The sequence below is a fragment of the Streptomyces sp. NPDC046759 genome (assembly GCF_040645475.1).
GTDB lineage: Bacteria > Actinomycetota > Actinomycetes > Streptomycetales > Streptomycetaceae > Streptomyces.
The window spans coordinates 59,870-77,525 of record NZ_JBEYYJ010000003.1 but is presented as its reverse complement, the minus strand read 5'-3'; the positions used below and the strand labels follow the sequence as shown (position 1 = coordinate 77,525).

The window sequence follows — 17,656 nt, the reverse complement described above, 5'->3', positions numbered from 1 at the left end:
CACCACCGTTGCTGAGGACACCTGCCCAGATGCCTGCGAACGAGCCCCGGAAGCAGTCCACCATCACGCCCCTGACCACCGCCGAGGACGTACGGGCCTGGCTGGGGTCGGCCGTCGCCGAGGCCGCCGGGCTCGACCCGCTGGCCGTCGACCTCCACCGGCCGATCGCGGAATTCGGACTGGGATCACGCCAGTTGGTGACGCTGGCCGCCGAACTCTCCGCGCGGACCGGGCGACCACTGGAGCCGTCCCTCGTCTTCGACCACCCCACGATCGCCGCGCTGGCCGACGTGGTCCTCGGCGGGCCGCCCGCCCCGGCGGCCGACCCGGCCTGCGCCGAGGCCGCGCCGCGGGCGGCGGACGACGACATCGCCATCGTCTCCATGGCGTGCCGCTTCCCCGGCGGCGCCGACGACCCCGAAGGGCTGTGGCGGCTGCTCGCCGCCGGCCAGGACGCCATCTCCGAGGTACCGGCGGGCCGTTGGGACACCCAGGGCCTCTACGACCCCGACCCCGAGGCCACCGGCAAGGCCTACACGCTGCGCGGTGGCTTCCTCGACGGCATCGACCGCTTCGACGCCCCCTTCTTCGGGATCTCGCCCCGCGAGGCCGACGCCATGGACCCGCAGCAGCGGCTGCTGCTGCAGACCAGCTGGGAGGCGATCGAGCGGGCCGGGATCGTCCCCGAGACGCTGCACGGCAGCTCCACGGGCGTCTACATCGGCCTCTACGACAGCGGATATCTCGCCTCCGCCTCGCTGGCCCAGCTCGACGGGCACGTCGGCACGGGCTCGGCGACCAGCGTGGCCTCCGGGCGCATCGCCTACACGTTCGGTCTGCAGGGCCCGGCGGTCACCGTCGACACCGCCTGCTCCTCCTCCCTCGTCGCCCTGCACCTGGCGGCTCGCGCGCTGGCGGCGGGTGAGTGCGACCTCGCGCTGGCGGGCGGCGCGAGCCTGCTGGTGACCCCGCGGGCACATGTGGAGTTCAGCAGGCTGCGCGGGCTGTCGCCGTCCGGGCGGTGCAGCCCCTTCTCGGCCGACGCGGACGGCGTGGTGTGGGGCGAGGGCTGCGGTGTGGTGCTGCTCAAGCGGCTGGCCGACGCCCGCCGAGACGGCGACCGGGTGCTCGCCGTGGTCAAGGGCTCGGCCGTCAACCAGGACGGCCGCAGCCAGGGGCTGAGCGCCCCCAACGGCCCGGCGCAGGAACGGGTGCTGCGCGCCGCCCTCGACGCCGCCGGACTCGCACCGGACGACGTGGACCACGTCGAGGCGCACGGCACCGGCACCCGGCTCGGCGACCCCATCGAGGGTCGCGCACTGGCCGCCGCCTTCGGACCGGGCCGCCCCGCCGACCGGCCCCTCGGCCTAGGCTCGCTGAAGTCCAACATCGGTCACACCCAGGCCGCCGCAGGCATCGGCGGCGTGATCAAGACGGTGCTCGCCCTCGGGCACGAGCTCATACCGCCGTCCCTGCACGCCGAGACCCTCACGGAGCACGTCGACTGGGCGCACAGCGGCCTGGCCGTGCACGGCAGCGCCCGGGCGTGGCCGCGCGGCGGCGACCGCGTGCGGCGGGCCGGGGTGAGCGCGTTCGGCATCAGCGGCACCAACGCGCACGTCGTGCTGGAGGAGGCACCGCAGGACGCCGTCGCACCGGCCGGGGCGGAGGCGGAGCCGCCCGGCCCGACGCTTTTCCCGCTCTCCGCCCGCACGCTCCCCGCGCTCCAGGCGCAAGCCGACCGACTGCACGCACGTCTCGTCGCGCGGCCGGAGTTGCCCCTGCCCGCCGTGGCCGCGACGCTGGCCCACCACCGCACCCACTTCGAGCACCGCGCCGTCGTCCAGGCGGCCGACCGGGACGAACTGCTGACCGCGCTGCGAGCCCTTGCGGAGGGCCGGCCCGACCCCGGCCCGACCGCCGGCCCTCGGCGGACGCTGCCAGCGGGCAAGGTGGCCTTCGTCTTCCCCGGTCAGGGCGCCCAGTGGGCCGGCATGGCCCGTGACCTGCTCGAACGCGATGCCGTGTTCGCCGACGAGCTCGACCGCTGCGACGCCGCCCTGCGACCGTTCACCGTCTGGTCCGCGGCGGCGGTCCTGCGCGGCGAGGCGGGAGCCCCGTCCCTGGACCGTGTGGACGTCGTCCAGCCGGTGCTCTTCGCGGTGATGGTGTCCCTGGCCGCGGTGTGGCGGGCCCGTGGCGTCCGGCCGGACGCCGTGATCGGGCACAGCCAGGGCGAAGTGGCCGCGGCCTGCGTCGCCGGCGCGCTCAGCCTCAACGACGCGGCCGCGGTGGTCGCCCTGCGCAGCCGGGCCCTGACCGAGCTGGCCGGCACCGGCGCCATGGCCGTCGTCGGCCTGCCGCACACCGAGGTCGTCACCCGCCTCGAAGGTCTCGGTGGCCGGGTCTCGGTCGCCGCCGTGAACAGTGGCCGGGCGACCGTGATCGCCGGTGACGTGGAGCCGCTGGAGGGCCTGCTCGCCGACCTCGACCGGGAACAGGTCTTCGTCCGTCGCCTCGACGTCGACTACGCCTCCCACAGCGCCCGGGTCGAGCCGGTCCGCGCGACGATCCTCGACGAGCTCGACGGCGTGACCACGTACCCCACGTCGGTCGTCTGGTACTCCACCGTCTCCGGCGAGCCGGTCACCGAGGAGCTGGAGGCCGACTACTGGTACACCAACCTGCGCGAACCCGTCCGCTTCGCGCCCGCGGTGGAGCGCATGGCGGCCGACGGCTACCGCCACTTCGTCGAACTCGGCCCGCATCCCTCCCTGCTGACCGCCCTGCACACGATCGGCGAGGACACCGGCCACGAGCTGGTCGCCGTCGGCACCCTCCGCCGCGACGAGGACGGGCCCGCCTGCCTGGACCGCGCCGCCGCCGAACTGCACGTCCACGGAGCGCGGACGGACTGGCGGCGCCTGGTCGCCGACACCACCTGGGCGGACCTGCCGACCTATGCCTGGGACACCCGGCGCCACTGGATCGAGCCCGTGCCCGCTTCGGGCGGCACGAGCCTGTTCGACCGCGCCGCGCACCCGTTGCTCGGCGTCCAGTTGCAGTCGGCCGACGAGACCCGCTGGACCTTCCGCAACGAGTGGTCCCCGGCCACCGCCGACTGGCTGTCCGACCACACCGTGTTCGGCCGGACCGTGGTGTCCGGCACGACCCTGCTGGAGCTGTGCCGGGCCGCCCTCGCCGTGGCCCGCCCGGACGACCCGGCCGACGTGAGCGACCTGCTGCTGCTCGCCCCCCTCGTGCTGCCCGCCTCCGGCACGGTGGAGGTGTCCGTGGAGGTGGTCACCGCCGGCCCGGCACCGGAGGTGACCGTACACAGCCGCCCGCGCCGCCAGGAGGCCACCGGCTGGACCCTGCACGCCACCGCCTCGGCGGCCGGGGCGACCCCGGTGGCCGGGCCGCCGCCGGTGTGGCCTCAGGCGGCGGAGCCCGCCTGGAGCACGGAGACCTACGAGCGGCTGACCGGGCTCGGCCTCGGTTACGGTCCGGCCTTCCAGGGCGTACGGGAGGCGGCGGTGACCGGCGCCGGCGAGCTGCTGGCCCGGCTGTCGCTGCCGTCCGTGGCCCATGACCTGGCCGCCCCCTACCCGGTCCACCCGGCGCTGCTGGACGCAGCGCTGCACGTGGCCGCGGCCCTCGAAGGAGGCGCCGCCCCCGACGGCCGGGCGCTCCTTCCGGTCGCGGTGCGCCGCGTTGCGCTGTCGCACGGCGGCGCCGACGACCTCACCGTGCTCGTGCGGCGCACCGGCGCCACCGAAACGGATCTCACGCTGGACGTGACGCTGTGGGACGCCGACGGCTTCCCCGCGGGCCGGCTGGAGGGGGTACGGCTGCGGGCCGCGAGCCCGGCGGATCTCGCCGGCGGTTCCGGCAACGGGCGGCACCTGTACGAGGTGGCCTGGACGGCCGCGCCCGAACCGCCCGCCGAGGCACCGACCGGTGACTGGACCGTCGTCGGCGACCCGTCCGACCCGGACGTCACCGCGGCCCTGCGCGGCCTCGAAGCCGGGAGGATCCAGTGCCGCGACACGGGTGGCGACGTGCTCGTACGGTTCTGGCCACGACCGGCCGGGGACGCGGAAACGGCGTCTGCCGCACGGGAGCTGGCGGAAGCCGCGCTGGCCGAACTGCAGACACTCGCCGCACAGGAAAAGGCACCCACCCGGACCATCTGGGTGACCCGCGGCGCGGTCGCGGCCGACGACCGGGACACCGTGCCGGGCTTCGTCCAGTCGGTGCTGTGGGGGCTGGTCCGCAGCGCCCGTGCCGAGCATCCGGACCTCGGTCTGACGCTGCTCGACCTCGTGGACACCGATCCCGCGGCAGCCCTGCTCGCCGCCGTCGCTCACCGGGACGAGCCCGAACTCGCCGGGCGCACGGGCACCTTGCTCGTGCCCCGGCTGGTGCGTGCCCGCGCCGCGGACACGGACCGAGCACGGACACCCGTGGACGGCACCGTACTGATCACCGGAGGCCTCGGCGCCGTCGGACGCCACATCGCCCGGCTCCTCGCCGAACGGGGCGTGCCCCGCCTGCTGCTGACGTCCCGGCGCGGAACCGACGACCCGCGCACGGCCGAGGTCACCGCGGAACTGACAGCGCTCGGCGCCGAGGTCGAGGTGGCGGCGTGCGACGTCACCGATGCTGCGGCCTTGGCCGACATCGTCGGTCCCGTCGCCGGCGAACTCCGCGGCGTCGTGCACTGCGCCGGCGTCCTGGACGACGGGGTGGTCGCCGAGCTGACCCCCGAACGCCTCGCGCGGGTGCTGCGCCCCAAGGCCGACGGCGCCGCCCACCTGCACCGGCTCACCGCAGACGCGCAGCTCGACCTGTTCCTGCTGGTCTCCTCCGCCGCCGGTGTCGTCGGCAACCCGGGCCAGGCCAACTACGCCGCCGCCAACGCCTTCCTCGACCAACTCGCCCACCACCGGCGCGCCTCGGGGCTGCCCGCAGTGTCGGTCTCCTTCGGCGCCTGGGCGGGCGAGGGTCTCGCCGCCGAACACGCCGACCTGGAGCGGATGGCCCGCCTCGGCCACCGCGCCCTCACCCCGGAACAGGGCCGCGACCTCGTCGAACTCGCCCTGCGCCGGGGCGCCCCGCACCTGGTCGCCTGGGCGCTTGACCTGTCCCGCCTGCGCGAGACCACGGCCGGCGTGGGCGGCAGCGCGGCCGCGCTGTGGCGCTCCTTGCTTCCCGCGCCCCGCATCGGGCAGGACGGCGCGGACCGCCTGGCGGACCGGCTGGCCCGGCTGCCGGAGGCCGAGCGCGCCGACCGCGTCCTGGCCCTGGTCCGCGAGGAGGCCTCCCGCGCCCTCGGTCTGCGCTCGGCGGAGTCCGTCCGCCCCGACCAGCCGCTGCGCGACCTCGGCATGGACTCGGTGACGGCGGTGGAGCTCCGCAACCGCATCGGTGCCCGCCTCGGCACCCGCCTCCCGGCCACCCTGCTGTTCGACCACCCCACCCCGGCCCGCCTCGCCGAGCACCTGCTGACCACAGCGATCGCGACGAGCGGCTCCACCGCCCGCCGCCCCGCCGCCGCGCCGCACACCCGCACCGCGGCGCACGACGAGCCGGTCGCCCTGGTGGCCATGGCCTGCCGCCTGCCGGGCGGTGTGGGCGACCCGGAGGAGCTGTGGCGGCTGGTCGCCGAGGGCCGCGACGCCATCGGCCCGTTCCCGTCCGGGCGCTGGGACGTCGAGTCGCTGTACGACCCCGACCCGGAGGCGCCGGGCAAGTCGTACGCCCGGGAGGGCGGCTTCCTGGACGACATCGAGTCCTTCGACGCGGGCTTCTTCGGCATCACCCCGAAGGAGGCCGCCGCCATGGACCCGCAGCAGCGGCTGCTGCTGGAGACCGCGTGGGAGGCGCTGGAGCGCGCCGGGATCGTGCCCGCCGAACTGGCGGGCAGCACCGCCGGCGTGTACGTCGGCATGTTCGGCAGCGACTACCTGTCGGGCTCCCGGCTCGACCAGCTGGACGGGTACGTCGGCACCGGGTCGGCGCTCAGCGTGGCCTCGGGCCGGCTGGCGTACACGCTCGGGCTGCACGGCCCGGCGCTGACGGTGGACACGGCGTGCTCGTCGTCGCTCGTCGCGGTGCACCTGGCGGCACAGGCGCTGCGCTCGGGCGAGTGCGACCTGGCGCTGGCCGGCGGTGTGACGCTCATGGTGACCCCGCAGACCTTCGTGGAGTTCAGCCGGCTGCGGGGCCTGTCCCCGACGGGCCGCTGCCGCTCCTTCTCCGACGGTGCCGACGGCGCCGTCTGGGCCGAGGGTGCCGGCATGCTCGTACTGAAGCGGCTGAGCGACGCGCGGCGGGACGGCGACGAGGTGCTGGCGGTGCTGCGCGGCACGTCCGTCAACCAGGACGGTCGCAGCCAGGGCTTGTCCGCGCCCAACGGCCCGGCGCAGGAACAGGTGGTCCGGCGGGCCCTGGAGCTGTCCGGCCTCGAACCCGCCGACATCGACTACGTGGAGGCGCACGGCACGGGCACGACGCTGGGCGACCCGATCGAGGCGAACGCCCTGGCGCAGGTCTTCGGTGACTCCCGCCCCCGGCACCGCCCACTGTACCTGGGCTCGCTCAAGTCCAACCTCGGGCACACGCAGGCCGCCTCGGGCATCGCCGGACTGATCAAGGTGGTGCAGTCGCTGCGCCACCAGATGCTGCCGGCCACGCTGCACGCCGGCACACCCAGCCGACACGTCGAGTGGTACGGCAGCGGTCTGCACCTGTTGCAGGAGGCCGTGCCCTGGCCGGCGGCGGGGGAGCGCGTCCGGCGGGCCGGCGTCAGCGCCTTCGGGATCAGCGGGACCAACGCCCATGTGATCGTCGAGGAGGCTCCGCCGTCCGCGTCGGAGCCCGCAGGTGTACTCCCCTCCGGCAAGCGGCTGTTCGTTCTGTCCGGGCGGAGCGAGGCCGCGCTGCGGGGGCAGGCCGCACGGCTGGCCCGGCACCTGACCGGGGACACCGCGCTGCCGGACGCCGCCTACACCCTGGCCCGGCACCGCAGCCACTTCGCCTGGCGGGCGGCCGTCACGGCGGGCGACGTGGACGAACTGCGCGCCGTGCTCGACGCGGTGTGCAGCGGACGGGCGCAGGCGGCCACGCCGCGCGAGGAGGAGACGGGCAAGGTGGCCTTCGTCTTCGCCGGCCACGGTGGCCAACGGCCTGGAATGGGCATGGAGTTGCTGGCCGGTTCGGAGGCGTTCCGCGAGGAGCTGGCCCGGATCGACGAGGCGGTGCAGCGGCACGTCGGATGGTCGGTGCTCAATGCGCTGCGGGCGCCTGAGGAGTTCTCCCCGCTCCACCGGACCGAGTGCCTGCAACCGGTGCTGTTCGCCGTCAACGCGGCGCTGGCGGCCGCATGGCGGCAGCTCGGAGTGGCCCCGGACGCCGTGGTCGGGCACAGCCTGGGCGAGATCGCCGCCGCGTACAGCGTGGGTGCCCTCGGCCTGGACGACGCCGTGGCCGTGGTGACCGGTCGGGCCCAGGCCGTCGTCCCGCTGGTCGGGCAGGGCGGCATGGTCGCGGTGGAGCTGCCGCGGGCGCAGGTCGAGGAACTACTCGCCCCCGACGCGGACCGGCTGTTCGTCGCCGCGGTCAACAGCGCAGGCTCCACGGCCGTCTCCGGCGCCGCCGACGCGCTGGCCGAGCTGCGCCGCCACCTCGAAGAGCGGGGGATCACCGTACGACGGCTGTCGACGCCGTTCGCCTCGCACACCCCGCTGATGGAATCCGTGCGCACAGAGTTGCTCGACCGCTTTTCCGGTATCCGGGGCGCACAGGCGTCGACCCCGCTGTACTCGACGGTGCTGGCCGAACCCGTCCCCGGCGACACGCTGGACGCCGACTACTGGTACGCCAACCTCAGGCAGCCCGTCCGTTTCGCCGACACCGTCCGGCGGATGCTGGACGACGGCTACCGCTACTTCGTCGAGCTCAGCCCGCACCCGTCGCTGCTGTCCTCCATCGAGGCGGTGGCGGCCGAGGCCGGGATCGAGGTGGCCGGCGTCGGCTCGCTGCGCCGCCAGCAGGACGGACCCGACGCCCTGCTCCGCGGGGTCGGCGAGTTGTACGCCGCGGGGCACACCCCCGACTGGCCGGCGCTGTTCCCTCATGGCCGTCGCGTCGATCTGCCCACGTACGCCTTCGCCCGCGAACGCCACTGGCTCACGCCCGCCTCGGCCACCGCCACGGGCTCCTCACCGCTCCTCGGCACGCACGTCCAGTCCAGCGACGAGCCCGACCGGCACCTCTTCCAGAGCGACATCGACCTGCGGGAAAGCCGCTTCGCCTATCTGAACGACCACCGGGTGGACAACGAGGTCTGGCTGCCTGGAGCCGCCTTCCTCGACATGGTGCTGGAGGCCGCCACCGCGGTGCAGGACGGTCGCCAAGTCCAGCTGAGCGAGATCGAGTTCGTGCAGCCGTTGCGGATGGAGCCCGAACGGCCCGTACGGGTGCAGCTGGTGCTGCGGCCCGCCCGGGACGGCTTCAGGTCCTTCACCGTCGCCTCCGCCGCCGCCGGTGAGCGGAGCCCACGGTGGGAGCGTCATGCCGGCGGACGCATCGCGGTGTCCGGCAAGCGGCCCCCGGCCGACGTGCGGCTCGACGACGTGCGGCTCGACGACGTGCCGCTCGCCGCCGTGCGTGAGCAGTGCACGCAGGACGTGGACCTGCCGGCGGTGTACGCCGGGCTGACCGCCCTCGGCATCGACTACGGCCCCGCCTTCCGGGGCCTGGAGCAGGGCCGCCGCGGCCACTCGGCGGCCCTGGGCCGACTGGGCGCCCGGCCCGCCGCGGGTCATCTGCTGCACCCTGCGGTCCTCGACGCCGCGTTCCACACGGCCGCCCTGCCCGGGGACGCGCCCGAGGGCCGGGCGTTCGTGCCCGCCGGGGTGGGACGGCTGCGGTTCACCGGCCTGCGCACCACGCCTGCCTGGGCCGGCTGCGAACTGCGCTCCGTGTCCGGCGACACCGCCACCCTGGACCTCAGGATCTGGGACGAGGAGGGGCAACTGGTCCTGGAGGCGGAGGAGTTCCGGATGGCCGCGCTCTCGCCGCTGGGCGGCGCCCTCTTCGAGACCCGCTGGCACCCGCGCCCGGTGGCGCAGGAACCGCCGGTGAAGGGTAGCTGGCTGATCCTGGGCGACGACACCGGGGTGGCGGACGCGCTCGGCGAGCGGTTCGGCTCCTCGGTGCCGCACGTCGTCGCCCGCAGGGGCAACGCCTTCGCCGTCGAGGGACCGGGACGCTACGTCCTCGATCCGGCCGACCCCGACCACCTGGCCCGGCTGCTGGAGGAGGCCTTCGCGGGCGGGCAGCCCGAGCAGGTGGTCCAGCTGACCGCCCTCGACGCCCCGGCGATCGGCGACGCCGGATCGGCCGAGCAGGCGGCGCGGCTGTGCTGCCTGAGCACCCTGCACCTGGTGCGCGCCCTCGCCGGCCGTCCGCAGGGCCGGGCTCCGCGCCTGTCCGTGGTCGTACGCGGCAGCCAGGCCGCCGGTGACAGCACCGGGGTGACCAACCCGCAGCAGGCGCTCGCCTGGGGCTTCGGGCTCGCGGTGGCGCAGGAGCACCCGGAGCTGTCGACCACGCTGATCGACCTGCCGCCCACCGACGGCGTCGACGCCCTGTGGACCCAGCTCAGGCACGCCGACGACGAACGGCTCGTCGCGCTGCGCGGCACCGGCCGCCTGGTGCCGCGCCTGGCCCACACCCGCCCGGACGACGGCGGTCACGGAGAGACCTCCGTGGATGGTGTGCACCTGATCACCGGTGGTCTGGGCGGCCTCGGTCGCGTCGTCGCCGAGCGGCTGGTCCGGCGCGGGGCCCGCCGGCTGGCCCTCATGAGCCGGGGCACGCCCGACGCGGAGGCCAGGAACTGGATCACGGGTCTCGAAGAGCGGGGCGTCACCGTGCACCTGGCCCGCGCCGACGTCGCCGACCGGGAGAGTCTCACGGCCGCCCTGGACGCCGTACGGCACGTCTGTGGCCCGATCGCCACGGTCGTGCACGCGGCCGGTGTGCTCGACGACGCCACGCTGGCGAACCTGACCGACGAACGCGTCCTGCGCGTCCTCGCCCCGAAGGTCCTGGGCACAACTCTCCTCACCGAGCTGATCCCGGAGGCCCGGAACCTGGTCCTGTTCGCCTCCGCGGCCGGGCTCCTCGGGTCGGCCGGGCAGAGCCCGTACTCGGCGGCGAACGCCTTCCTCGACGCCTGGGCACACCACCTTTCCCGCTCCGACCGCCGGGCGCTGAGCCTGGACTGGGGTGCCTGGGCCGGTGTCGGCATGGTCGCCGGGTCCGGCACCCGGGCCGCCGAAAGCCGCTCGGGCTTGGTCGGCTTCTCGCCGCAGGAGGGAGGTGAGCTGTTCGAGCGGGTCCTGGCCACCGCCCGCCGCCAGCTCGCGCCGATGGCCCTGGACCGGGAGATGCTGACGCTCGCCCCCGACGCCGTGCGCACCCGCCCGATCCTGGGCGACCTGGTCACCGTCCCGACGGGCACGGCCGCCCCGGACGACCTCGTCAAAAAGGTGTTCGCGGCGACGACCGACCAGGACCGCGCCACCTGGCTGGAGGTGTACGTCCGGGCCCGGGTCGGCGAGGTCTCCGGAGGAACGGTCGATGCGTCGGCGACCACGGCCCTGAAGGAACTGGGCCTGGACTCCCTGATGCTGGTGCGGTTGCGCAACGCCTTCGTCCGCGATCTGGGCGTGGAGCTCCCGGCCGCGGACGTGTTCGCGGCATCCGGCGTCCGTGCCCTCGCCCAGGCGCTGGCCGAGTGCCTTCCGGAGCGGGGCGCCGTCGCGCAGCAGCACTCCGGCGACCTCGCGGGAGAAGTCCCGGAGACCGAACTGCGGCCCGCGACGCGCGACGTCGTACGGCTGCTGCGCAGCGCCCAGCCCGGCATGCCGGACGCGGCACACGGCATCGGTCTCGCCGTACGGCTGACCGCGCCGACCACCCCGGAGACGCTCACCGGCATCCTCACCCGACTCGTCGCGCGACACGCGGCCCTGCGCACCGCCATCGTCACCGGGGAGGAAGGCCTCCGGCAGCTGCGCGTGGACCGGGAACCGGCGGAGCCGGTGCTGCGCTGCACGGCCGTCGAAGGTCCACTCGACGCCGCCGAGCGCCTGCGCACCCTGCTGGAGCCGCCGTTCGACCTGGCGACGACACCACTGTGGCGGTTCGAGCTGGTGGACGGCGGTGCACACGGCCAGATCCTGGTGTTCGGCGCCCACCACGCGGTCAGCGACCTGCAGTCGCTGCTGCTCGTGGCCGGCGAGATCGACGCGGAACTGTCCGGCACCCCCCTCGACGACGCCGTCACCAACCGCGACATCGCCCTGCTCATCGAGGCCCAGCAGGGCGGTAAGGGGGCGGGCGCCGAGTGGCGCGAGCACTTCCACGGCAGCGAACGTCTCGATCTGGAGCTGGCCCGGCCGCGCCCGGCGACCCGGTCGTACCGGGCCGGCAGCGTGACCGTGACGATTCCCGACGGGCTGATGGAACGGGTCGCGGCGGCCGCGAGCAGGCTGGCCGTCACTCCCGCCGCCTTCTGCCTCGGCACCCTGACGGTGCTGCTGGCCAGGAAGCGGCAACGCGAGCGGTTCGTGCTCGCCGTGCCCGTGGACGCCCGCATCCACGCCGACGCGTACGACGCGGTGGGCTTCTTCGGCGTGCCGGTGCCGTTCCCCGCCGAGGCCCGCGTGGGCGAACAGGTGGCCGAGGTGCTGCGCCGCACCGACGCGCGCCTGCAGCGGGTCCTGGCGAAGGGCGCCGTCTTCTCCGACGTCCTGGCCACCCTGGCCCGGCAGGGCCTGCACCGGGAGAACGCACCGCTCGTCGAGGTCTACTTCAACTACGTACGGTCCTCGCGCCACCTCACCCGGCTGGAGGTGCTGCCGGCCGGCACCGGCTACTCCGACCTCGACCTGATGATCACCATGACCCCGGACGCGGCACGCATCCGGCTCGACCACAGCCTGGACATCCTGGACGCCGCGACCACCGCCGAGCTGGGGGAGGAGTTGCTGCGGTTGCTCGCGGAGACGGCTGAGGACCCGGCGGTGCCGGCGCGCGCCGGCACCCGGGCTCCCGCCGGTACGGGGTCCGCACCGCGCCGGTCCATGGCCCTCGCCGCCACCTTCGCCCTCGGCAACCTCCCGCTGATGTGCGAGGCGGCCGTCGAGAACGGGGCCGGGGACGGCGGACCGGCGATCACCGAGGCGCCGTACCATCACGTGCTCGCGAGCCTCCAGGACCCCTCGGGCGTCTTCGCCGACCCCTCGACGGCGGTGGGTGCGGTGCTGCTGCGGGCGGTGGACCTGGAGCGCTTCGGCCCGGTCGACGACGCACTTCTCACCGAGCTGCGCACCGCCTACCCAGCCGCGCTGAAGGCCCTGGCGGAACGCACCCGCAAGCCGCTGATCGTCGGTTTCCTGCCCGCCGCCCGTCAGGAGGACCGGCTGACGCAGTGGGAGCGCGAGGTCGCCGCCGACCTGGCCGGCCTGCCCGGCATCGCGGTGCTCGGCCCCGACGACTGGACGCGGCCCCATCCCGTCGGGGAACGCTTCGACGAGCGGACCGAGCGGCTGGCCCACCTGCCCTTCACCCCGCCCTTCCAGGCGGCCGTGGCACTGCGGATCGCCGAGCTCGTACGTGCGGTGCTGCGCCCCGCGCCCAAGGTGATCGCGGTGGACGGCGACGAGACCCTGTGGGGCGGGGTCGCCGGCGAGGTCGGCCCAGAGGCCGTCGACCTGACCGGCCCGCGCGCCCTCCTCGCGCGCAGGCTGCTGCAGTGGCGCGAGGCGGGCGTGCTGCTGGCGCTCGTCAGCAACAACGACGAGGCCACGGTCCGCGCCGTCCTGGACCGCCCGGACAGCCTGCTGAAGGCGGAGCACTTCAGCGTCCTGTCGGCCGCCTGGGGACCGAAGCCGGGCCGCCTGGCCGAGGCCGCACGCACGCTCAACGTCGGCCTGGACAGCTTCCTGTTCCTGGACGACAACCCCGCCGAGATCGCCAAGGCGCGCTCCGCGCTGCCGCAGGTGCTGTCGGTGACCTGCCCGTCCGCGGACCAACTGGAGGAATTTCTGGGCAGGTTGTGGCCGCTGGTCCCCCTCGCGGCGACCGCGGAGGACGGGCTGCGGGCCCGGTTCTACGCGCAGGAGCGGGAGCGGGAGGCCGTCCGTGAAGCCGACGGGTTCGAGAAGTTCCTCGCGCGGCTGGAGCTGGAGGTCGACATCCGGGCGCTGTCCGAGGCCGACGTGCAGCGGGCCGAACAACTCGTGCGTCGCACCAACCAGTTCACGCTCCACTCCCGGTCGGCCGACGGCGGCGACGTGCGCCGGTGGCGGGAGCGGGGTGAGGTGTGGACGGCGGCGGCCCGGGACCGGTTCGGCGACTACGGCCAGATCGCGCTCCTCGCGCTCTGTGCTGAGGGCGATCAACTGGATGTCCTGGGCTGGCTGATGAGCTGCCGGGCGCTCGGCCGAGGGGTCGAGGAACGCCTGGTGCAGTGGCTGGCCGACCGTGCCGAGGAACTGGGCTGCACGAAGGTCCGGCTGACGGCGGAGCGCACGGAGCGCAACGTACCGGCGCGGCGACTGGTGGCCGCGATCGGCGGCGGTGACCAGGACGACGAGCGCCTGGAGGCCGTGGTCACACCGGACCACCTGAGGGCGTTCCGGTCCTGGGAGCAGCAGTGAGGACGTCCGCAGCAGCAGGTGAGGACCTCATCGGAAGCAAGGACCTGGTCGGAAAGCAAGGGCCTTGTCCGAAGGCAACGGAAAGAACGGGCACATCGTGGAAGGGCTCTCATGCGTGACGTGACGGAGGACTCCGGGCAACGGGCGACCGCCGAGGCGATCGAGCGCGGTGGCGGCGGGCTCGGCGTGGACGACCTGCTGGCCAGGGTGATGCAGGCCGCCACCGGTGCGGACTCCGGCGCCGCCCCCGCCCTGCCCCGGGACGTGGACGGCGTGGCCGCCGCCATCGCCGCTGCGGCGGGCCGCTACCTGCCCGCGGGACACCTGTCGCCCGACGCCGACTTCTTCGACGCGGGGGGCACGTCCGTGCACGCCGTGGAACTCGTCGCGGAGCTGGAGGGCGAGCTGGGCATCGAGTTCGATCTGGACGAGGTGTTCGCCGACGCCCGTCCGATCAGTCTCGCCCGGCGCTGGCTGCAGGCGAGCGGGGCGGAAGCGTCGAGCGAGGCCGCCCCGCCGGCCGTGCACGCAGGGATCCCGGCGCCCACCGCCCAGCGCACTCTGCCGGTCCCGGCCGCCGGTACGCTGCCGGCCTCCGGCGCCGATGCTGTCGCGGTTCCGGCCGCCGGCGCGTTGCCGCTGTCTGCTGCGGGCGCTGCTGCGGTCCCGGCCCCTGGCGTGCCTGCGGTTTCCGCTGCGGGCGTTGTCGCGGTTCAGACCGCTGGTACGCTGCCGGCTTCCGGCGTGGGTGCTGCTGCGGTCCCGGCCTCTGACGCGTCGGCGGTTTCCGCTGCGGACGCTGTCGCGGTTCCGGCCGTCGGCGCACTTCCGCTCTCCGCGGCGAGCGCTCCGGCCGCCGGCGCACCTCCGCTCCCCGTCCCGCGCACCCCACCGGCGCTCCGCCCCCGTGTCGGCAGTGGCGACGAACGGTATGCCAGGGCCCGCCGCGAGGACCTCGAGCAGATCCTCGCCGATCTGAGCCTCGCCGACCGTCTGCCGTTCGCCGACGTGCCCGAGCCGCTGCCGCCGCGCCGGATCCTGCTGACCGGCGCCACCGGCTTCCTCGGCAGTCACATGCTGCTCGACCTGCTCCGGCACAGCGACGCGTACGTCCATTGCCTGGTGCGCGCGCCCGACGAGGAGGCGGCCGTCGCCCGGCTCGGCGAGGCGCTGAAGAGTCACCGGCTGCCCTGGTCGTCGGAGGTGCGGCGCCGGGTGACCGTGCTGCCCGGCGACATCCGGCGGCCGCGGCTGGGCCTGTCCGACGAACTGTGGCACACCCTCGCCCACGAACTGGACAGCGTCGTGGGCGTGGCCGCGGCCGTGGACTTTCTGCGCGGCTACCAGTCGCTGCGGGCGAGCAACGTCCTCGGCGCGCTCACCCTCGCCGAACTCGCGGCCACCGGGCGGCCCAAGCCGCTGCACCACATCTCCTCGATCGCTGTCTTCAATGAGGTCGGCATCACCTCCATGGGCGAGGACGACCCGCTCGCCCACGTCGACCGGCTCGTCTCGGGCTACGACCAGTCGAAGTGGGCCGCCGAGGTCGCCCTGCGCCGTGCCCGCGACCACGGCCTGGTCGTCACCGCGCTGCGCCCCGGCGGCATCGGCGGCCACACGAAGACCGGCGCCTACAACCCGCAGGACCTCAGCAGCGGCCTGATCTCGGCCTTCGGCCGCTTCCGCACCGTACCCGCCTTCCGCTACCTGAACGCGGCGCCGGTGGACTGGGTGAGCCGGGTCGCCGTCGCCGCGATCTGCGAGCCCGACGCCTGGGGCTACGACTACAACCTCACCGGCGTGCCCAACACCCTCGACGACGTCGTCCGTGACATGGCGCTCGGCGGCATGCACGTACGCATCCAGGACTGGGACGAGTGGCGCACCGACGCCCTGGCCCGTCTGGCGGCCGACCCCGTGCCCGAACTGGCCTTCCTCACGCGCGTGCTGCAGAGCCCCACCGCTCTCAAGCTGTGCGAGGCGACCCTGAAGGGCCCGGCGGCCAAAGGCGCACGCACCGCCGCGCTGGCCGAGGCTCTCGGGCTGCCACCCGCGGCCCGCTACGACGCGCAGGCCCAGCTGAGGACCTTCGAGCGGCTCGCCCAGGACGGCCTCGCCAGGCTGCCGCACCCGGACGACCAGCCCTACCTGTGGTTCCCGGAGACGACAGAGGGCAGCGTGGGACCGGTCGGCGCCCCCGCCGACAGCCCCTGCTCCATGGCGCTCACCCTCTCCGTCGCGAGCATGTACCAGCTGGTGAAGGAGCGCCGGGTGGACGTGACCGGCGAGGTCGTCTGCGCCGCCGTACATCCCGAGCCGCTGACCGTCGCGCGCGGCGACATATGGATCCGCCCCGAGGAGGGGATCCCGCAGCAGCATGGGCTGGAGCACCAGCTTCTGCGCTACCGGCTGCGGTTGCTCGACGCCGACGGCGGCCACTGGTGGCTGGAGGGTCACAAGTACGCCCGGGCCCGCCGCGACCTGTGGCGGCAGACCCGCGCGCTGACCGTGCGGATCGGCCGCGAGGGCGAGGCGGCGAGCCTGGCGGGCGAGGTCGTCGTGCCCGCGGGCTCCTACGTCCGCGACCAGATCGACGGCATCGAGGTCGACCCGCGTCTCACCAGCCAGGAGAAGCGGGCCGCCAAGCTGACCTGGCTCGCCTGGTTCGGCCTGGAGATGGGCCGTGGCCTGCTCGGCCCCTTCGCCCGCGCCGCCGCGGACCTGCTCGACCTGCGCCGCACCCCGACCCTCACGGAGCACCAGCGATGATCTTCAGGACGACCACCTCCCGCGCCGGTGGTCCGGCGCTGCCCCGGGTCAGGACCACCGCGGCCCTGCGCCCGCTCCGCCACCGCCTCGACCCTGCCCGCGTCGAGGAGATCCCCTTCCGGGCGGACGACGGTGTCCGCCTCGGTCTGACCCGCGTACACACCGGTGCCGCGGACCGCCCCGCCGTGCTGCTCCTGCACGGGCACACCGCGTCCGCCGACATGTTCCTGCTGCCGGAGACCCGGAATCTGGTCGACGTCCTCCTCGACGACGGCTACGAGCCCTGGCTGCTGGATTGGCGGGGCAGCTGCCGGCTGCCGTACAACGAGACCGGCCAGAGGTACACGTACGACGACGTGGCCCTGTACGACATCCCCGCGGCCGTCAGACATGTCCGCGAGCGCACGGGCGACCGCCCGCTGTTCGTGGTCGCCCACTGCATCGGCTCGCTCACGCTGTCCCTGAGCATGGCGGCGGGACTGGTGCCGGGCCTCGCCGGCGTGGTGTCCCAGGGTGTGTTCCTGACGCCGAAGCTCGCCAGCCGGACATCGCTGCGGATGTCGCTGGCGGGGGAGTTGCTGAAGACGAGGATCGACCACATCCCGGTCGACTTCCGCAAGGTGGGCCTGTGGTCGAAGTACACCCCGCTGTACGCATTCGCGTCACGGAAGGCGAGCTGCCCGGACCCGACCTGCCAGATCCTGCACAACTCCGCCTGGGGCACGGGCGCCTCGCTCTTCGTGCACGAGAACCTGTCCGAGGCCACCCACGACCGCCTCGCCGACCTCCTCGGTCCCGCGCCGCTGTGGATCCTGCCCCACCTGCGCCGCATCGAGCTGGCCCGCAGCGTGGTCCGCTGGCACGACACCGACCACCGCTACCGAGCCCTGCCGCCCAATGCGCTGGACGCGGCCGGCCGTATCGACACCCCCGTGCTGCTGCTCGCCGGCAGCGACAACGGGCTGTGGCTGGACTCCCAGCGGCTCTGCCACGACGTACTCGCCGAACGCCAGCCCCAGTTGGAGGTGTCCTACGCCGAGATCCCCGGTTACGGTCACCTGGACACGTTCCTCGGCCGGGGCGCCGCCCTGGACGTCTTCGGTCACATCCTCGATTTCCTGGGCGGACGGCGGTGACGCCCGCTGTCC

Annotated in this window: 3 protein-coding genes; all 3 read left to right on the top strand. The window is 74.5% G+C overall.

What is annotated here, in order from left to right; genetic code table 11:
• Positions 1 to 29 precede the first annotated feature (29 nt).
• On the top strand, positions 30 to 13,739 hold the full coding sequence (locus tag ABZ919_RS05085; RefSeq protein WP_361242972.1) for an SDR family NAD(P)-dependent oxidoreductase: 13,710 nt from the start codon (positions 30 to 32) through the stop codon (positions 13,737 to 13,739).
• 111 nt (positions 13,740 to 13,850) lie between these two features.
• Positions 13,851 to 16,508: a thioester reductase domain-containing protein gene (locus tag ABZ919_RS05080; RefSeq protein ID WP_361242970.1), complete on the top strand. Its 2,658-nt coding sequence runs from the start codon at positions 13,851 to 13,853 to the stop codon at positions 16,506 to 16,508.
• A complete protein-coding gene (locus ABZ919_RS05075) occupies positions 16,505 to 17,644 on the top strand; it encodes an alpha/beta fold hydrolase (RefSeq protein WP_361242968.1) in 1,140 nt (379 codons plus the stop codon). Before ABZ919_RS05080 ends, ABZ919_RS05075 begins: the two co-directional genes overlap by 4 nt.
• Positions 17,645 to 17,656 lie beyond the last annotated feature (12 nt).

Coding starts and splice junctions, on each gene's coding strand:
- ABZ919_RS05085 (WP_361242972.1), top strand. CDS start 30: ATGCCTGCGAACGAGCCCCGGAAGCAGTCCACCATCACGCCCCTGACC.
- ABZ919_RS05080 (WP_361242970.1), top strand. CDS start 13,851: ATGCGTGACGTGACGGAGGACTCCGGGCAACGGGCGACCGCCGAGGCG.
- ABZ919_RS05075 (WP_361242968.1), top strand. CDS start 16,505: ATGATCTTCAGGACGACCACCTCCCGCGCCGGTGGTCCGGCGCTGCCC.